Annotated in this window: 4 protein-coding genes; all 4 read left to right on the top strand. The window is 63.8% G+C overall.

All coding sequences use genetic code 11. From position 1 onward, the window contains the following. A partial coding sequence (locus H0E84_RS17235; protein ID WP_180679892.1) for a type VI secretion system Vgr family protein occupies positions 1-984 on the top strand: 984 nt, incomplete at its 5' end. A 24-nt stretch (positions 985-1,008) separates the two neighbouring features. After that, the gene (locus H0E84_RS17230; protein ID WP_180679891.1) at positions 1,009-3,951 is read left to right on the top strand and encodes a glycoside hydrolase family 19 protein; all 2,943 of its coding nucleotides are present in this window, start codon (positions 1,009-1,011) and stop codon (positions 3,949-3,951) included. Between the two features lie 70 nt (positions 3,952-4,021). Further along, entirely contained in the window at positions 4,022-4,543 is a 522-nt protein-coding gene (locus tag H0E84_RS17225; protein WP_180679890.1) for a hypothetical protein, read from the top strand. A 350-nt stretch (positions 4,544-4,893) separates the two neighbouring features. Continuing rightward, on the top strand, positions 4,894-5,792 hold an 899-nt coding region (locus tag H0E84_RS17220; RefSeq protein ID WP_345776338.1), incomplete at its 3' end, for a type VI secretion system Vgr family protein.

Below are 5,792 nucleotides of genomic sequence, written 5' to 3'. Positions count from 1 at the left end.
GGCGCCGGAACCCAGCAGTGGGTGCTCGACGACACCCCGGGCCAGCTGCGCACCCGGCTGCACACCAGCCTGGCCGACAGCCGCCTGGAACTGGGCTACCTGGTGCAGCACCAGGACGCCTCCCGCGGCGGCCTGCGCGGCCAGGGCGTGGAGTTGGCCAGCGCCGGCTGGGGCAACGTCCACGCCGGCCAGGGCCTGCTGCTGTCCACCACCGCGCGGGCCGAAGGCGCCTCCACCCAGCTCGACATCACCGAGGCCGTGGCCCAGCTCAAGGGCGCCGAACGCACCGCCGAGGGCCTGCACGAGACCCTGCTGCAGCAGCAGGTACCGGGGTTCGACGCCAACGCCCGCCTCACCGCGCTGCGCGAGGCGCTCGATGCCGAGGTCGACGGAAAGTACGCCGACAGCGTCGCCGGCCAGTCGGCGATGAAGCCCGCGGGTGGCGGGCGCGAACCGGGCGAGGAACCGGTGGAGCGTTTCGCGGATCCCAAGCTGGTCGCCGAGTCGCCGGAGTCGATCGCGTTCGCGACGCAGAAGAGCGCGGTCGCCTACGCCGGCGGCGCCCTGCACCTGACCGCGCAGGCCGACGTCCAGCTCAGCGCCGGCCAGACCTTCGCCTCGGTCTCCGGCCAGCACGCCGCGCTTTACGCCCACGCCGGCCCGATCCGCGCCATCGCCGCCAACGGCCCGCTCAGCCTGCAGGCCCATACCGGCCCCCTCGAGCTGCTGGCTGACAAGTCGGTCACCCTCACCGCCACCGACGAACGCATCGACGTGCTGGCCAAGGAGAAGATCGTGCTGCAGGCCGGGCAGGTGCAGGTGACGCTGGAAGGCGGGAACATCACCTTCGCCTGTCCGGGGAACTTCACCGTCAAGGCGGGGGAGCAGCCGTTTCGGGGTGGGGTGAGCGGCGATGTCAGGCTCTCGCTCCCAGACGGCATCTTGAAACTCGAGCCCGACCGGATGCTCGACTTCTCCGGTTGACGATCACAGACAAGGACGCCATGCATGAGTGACGACAGCGCTCCCGCGCCACTAAAGAAGTTTGGTTATCCGTTTCCCAAGACGGATGTTTCGAACCCAACCGATCCCAGGGCCGTCGAGATCGACGATCCGCAGGTCTACTACGAAGCACTGGCCAAGGCCGAGGACGGGTTCTTCCCCATCGGCGCAAACGGCCAATGGCACGGTGGCATCCACTTCGGTAGCCAGACCGGTACGAACCTCGCGCAAGACGGCGGCGTGCGCTGCATCGCAGACGGCGAGGTCATCGCTTGGAGAATCGATGGAGAGAAGTATCCGGAGGTGGAATACGAGACCTGCGCAGCGGCTAAGTATTCGTCCGGCTTCGCTCTTCTCCGTCATCGGTTACAGCTGCCTCCTTCCCCCACCCCCAACGATACGACTTCTGGCGACGGCACCCCGGCCGATCCTCCTCCGCCAGTTGAGAGCGGCTTGCCAGGCGCTCCAGCGCAGGGCATAGCAACCGGTGCTGCTCGGCAAAATGGCGCGGTGCAGGGGGCATCGCAGACGCAGACTCGATCGCCCTCCCCCTCCGCTGCATCCGGAGATGAGCCTTCGCTGGTGTTCTACAGCTTATACATGCACCTGCTGTACTGGAAGGGATACCAGGACGACGAGGCAAAGAAGCGCCCCAACTACTGGGGCGAACCGGTCTATCTGGTCGGCGAAGACGCCAACGACAGCCGCACGAGCCACCCTGGCAACCCGAACATTCCAGAGAACAGCGTAGGACTGAACCTGCGCGACGCCAGCGGCACCTACTGTGGCTTCGCACCGCGCGGAACCAAATTGCGCCTGGGTGCGGAGTCCTCGAACAAGGGCTATTTCGAGGTGACCGAAGTCGTCTCCGGTCAAACCACGCCCGCCGAGATCTCCGGCGCCACCGCCTTCAAGGCGGAAATGAAGCCCATCGCGGCCGAGCCGCCCACCAAGGACGGCATCGTGGTCCCGGACGCACCGGTGGCGGTAAAGGCAGGCGACCTGATGGGTTACCTGGGCGAGTACCAACGTTACGGCGACATGAATCCCCTTGCCACCGCTTGCATCGGCCGCCCGCTGGCGCAGGTAGACGTATTCACCCATCAGGACATGGAGGACTTCCTCGCCAAGAGCCGGACCCGCGACCAGGAACTTGACCCCAAGCAAAAGACCCTGCTTGTGGTGGAGCCGGGCGCGACATTGGCGTTGCCTGCCGAGCCCGACCTGCAATTGGCCCCGGGCGAAAGCGTTGCCCCAACCGCCGACTCCCCGAAGTCGGGCGAGTGGGTCAAGGTTCGCAAGGGCGCGCTCCAAATTGTTCCGAAAGCCACGCTGAGCGGATACAGCACGGCCACGCGCACCTATGGCGGCGGCCAGATTCTGTCCATGATCGTGGGCGTCACGGATACGGACAGGATCTCCCTCGAGACCTACAACGCGCTGACCACCGAACAGCAACAGAGTTATTCGCGGCGCGAGGTACTGCCCGCAGGCGGAACCGAGGTGTGGGCGCAGCGTTCACAGGTCGCCGAACAAGGCGCCTCGAGCACGGCCACGTCTCTTTGGAGCGAATTCCCCCTGCAGACCGCCAACGCCTCCGGCCCAAAAGCCGGATTCCTCCGCGTAAGGAAAATCAGGCTGTTGGAGAAAACTGCGGCCGAAACCGACGGCACCCGCTGGTGGGAGATCGACGTGGGCACCGCCGATGGCGCGAGCAGAACAGGCTGGGCCCGAGAGAATGGGCATGCCAACGTACACCTGTGCTCGCCCTGGGCCTGGCCCGGGTTCGAGATCGTCAAGGGCGAAACCAGCACACCGGCGCAGCTGTATGCTCGCCATGTTGTCCAACAGGGCCAAGCCACAGCCAGCGAAGAAGACGAATTGAGCGCCGAGGGCGCACCCGTCGACACCGGTCCCGTATTCAGCAGGCTCTATAACATTATCGATCAGGTAGAAGGCGGAAAGACAAAGGACGGCCATCTCTCACCGCAGGAGCTACGCAAGGCTCTAGCCAAGCCGTGGCTGGCCCAGGCCATCTCGCGCCTGATCGTCGAACACGAAAGCGAGTGGTCCGGGCCGATGAGCAAGTGGGACGAAATCGACCGGCACATCCCCCAGGAACGTCGCGAAGACTGGACCCAAGAAAAAGCCCGCATTCAATCATTGCAGTGGTGGAATGAAATTGAGGGAAAGCACGGCTTCCTGCAGAGAGGCAAGGCGCTTCATCTGCATCCCGTCGGATTCGTTGGTAATTTCCACCGGAGAAGAAACGGCGTCACAGTAGAAATGCTAAGTATGATATTCGCTGCGGCGCCAGAAACACAGCTACACATTGTAGCTGATGGTGTAAATTTGAACATGGACGACGGCAAGCTCGATAGCGAAGAGCGTCTAACCCACTTCTTCGGCCAAGTACGCCAAGAGATTGGACCGCGCATGGCATTCCGCGAAGACTTGCGTTACTCATCTGATGGTTTATTTAGGAGCAGGCTCAGTTACTATCGAGGAAATCGAGAGCGCGCAGATCGCGATGCTTTCAATGAGGAAGCAATAGCAAACAACGCCTACAGTGATGCAAATCGAAGCGAGGGTTATAAGCTTGGAAACACACAGCCTGGAGATGGATGGCGATATCGAGGACGAGGACTTAAACAGCTAACTGGGCGTTCAAACTATCGGGCGTTCACGGTTTCACACGAGCGAATCTGGGGCGAGAGGATAGATTTTGAGGCGCACCCAGATAAAGTTAATGAGCCGATCTATGCGGTGCGTTCCGGCCTCGCGTTCTGGGTTGAACATCGATTGTATGAATATGCCGATACAGGAATCACGAAGACCGCCGCAGACAATATTACCAGGGTAATTAACAGCAGCACAGATAGCTACACTCAGCGATGGGCGTTCGTACAGGACATTTGGCAGGAAAGGATATTCAGGGATGCGCTCTAGATAATTCTCATGTGGCGATTGACGGCCTGAGTTTTGTTCCTTCTACGAGTTTGGTGGAGTTAGAAACTAGATGAATGCTCTTGCGCTAGTTATCGGTACCTGCGTTGCCGCGGGGTGCAGTGCGAAGCTTCCCGTTGGCGCTGAGTTGTTCGTACCCCCGGGGCTCAGCAGCCCCATGTCTGTTGAAATACGCGACTATAAGTTCTCTTTGCGTGAATCCGATTCCGGAAAGCTTGTTACTGGCACGTTCTCGGGCGGGTCTGATATCGAGCATTCTCTCGCCCAGGCGGGTTTCGACAAAGTGGAAAGAATTTTTGCGCTGGAAAGTCACGGTTGCGGTAGCAACTCGATTGACTTGGTAATTCAGACAGGCCCGGAGAAGACTGCAGATATTCATACGCGAAACCACTATCGCATCGTATTTTCTGCGGATCTGAGCACGGTTATCACGGAGTTTTTTGATCCAAGCGTATCCGCGGCCAATGCTGTCTTACCATTGCAAAGTGTTGAAGGAATATCAGACCCGACCACTGGCGCGAGGATCGTTTGTATCGGCACAACCCCGGCGGTGGCCGAACAAGGCGGCCTCTGAATACTCCGCTCCGCCGCTCGCTGCTCGGGCGGAAACCGCAACCGGCAACGCGGGCATGGCCGTCGACACATTCACCCTGAGTCAGCATTCCGGCCACGAGGGCCAGGCGTTCCTGTCGCTGCGCGTCGCCCACGTGGCGATGAACAACCTGGGCAGCGTCATCACCGCCCTGCTCGCCTCGCCCGATCTGGAGCGCGGCAGCTACCGCGATCGCTTCGTCGCGGTACCCGCCGCCGCCCCGGTGGCCCCGCTGCCGCGCGACCGCCCGACCGTGCAGGCCCGAAGACCGCCCGCGTGGTTGGCCTGCCGGAGGCGGCGGTCAGCCCCAGCCGCGACCACCAGGTGCGGAGGTGCTGGCGGAGTTCCTGCATGGCGACATCGACCAGCCGCGGGTAACCGGGCAGCTGTACAACGGCGAGGTCGCCCCGCCCTTCGCCGGCGGCATTGACGGACCGTCCAACCATCCCGGCACCTTGAGCGGCCTGCACAGTCGCGCCCACGACGGCGCCGGAACCCAGCAGTGGGTGCTCGACGACACCCCGGGCCAGCTGCGCACCCGGCTGCACACCAGCCTGGCCGACAGCCGCCTGGAACTGGGCTACCTGGTGCAGCACCAGGACGCCTCCCGCGGCGGCCTGCGCGGCCAGGGCGTGGAGTTGGCCAGCGCCGGCTGGGGCAACGTCCACGCCGGCCAGGGCCTGCTGCTGTCCACCACCGCGCGGGCCGAAGGCGCCTCCACCCAGCTCGACATCACCGAGGCCGTGGCCCAGCTCAAGGGCGCCGAACGCACCGCCGAGGGCCTGCACGAGACCCTGCTGCAGCAGCAGGTACCGGGGTTCGACGCCAACGCCCGCCTCACCGCGCTGCGCGAGGCGCTCGATGCCGAGGTCGACGGAAAGTACGCCGACAGCGTCGCCGGCCAGTCGGCGATGAAGCCCGCGGGTGGCGGGCGCGAACCGGGCGAGGAACCGGTGGAGCGTTTCGCGGATCCCAAGCTGGTCGCCGAGTCGCCGGAGTCGATCGCGTTCGCGACGCAGAAGAGCGCGGTCGCCTACGCCGGCGGCGCCCTGCACCTGACCGCGCAGGCCGACGTCCAGCTCAGCGCCGGCCAGACCTTCGCCTCGGTCTCCGGCCAGCACGCCGCGCTTTACGCCCACGCCGGCCCGATCCGCGCCATCGCCGCCAACGGCCCGCTCAGCCTGCAGGCCCATACCGGCCCCCTCGAGCTGCTGGCTGACAAGTCGGTCAC

This window comes from Luteimonas salinisoli, from assembly GCF_013425525.1.
In the GTDB taxonomy this organism is placed as follows: Bacteria; Pseudomonadota; Gammaproteobacteria; order Xanthomonadales; family Xanthomonadaceae; genus Luteimonas; species Luteimonas salinisoli.
Note: the sequence above shows the minus strand (reverse complement) of the source record. Positions and strands in the feature narration are given on the sequence as shown.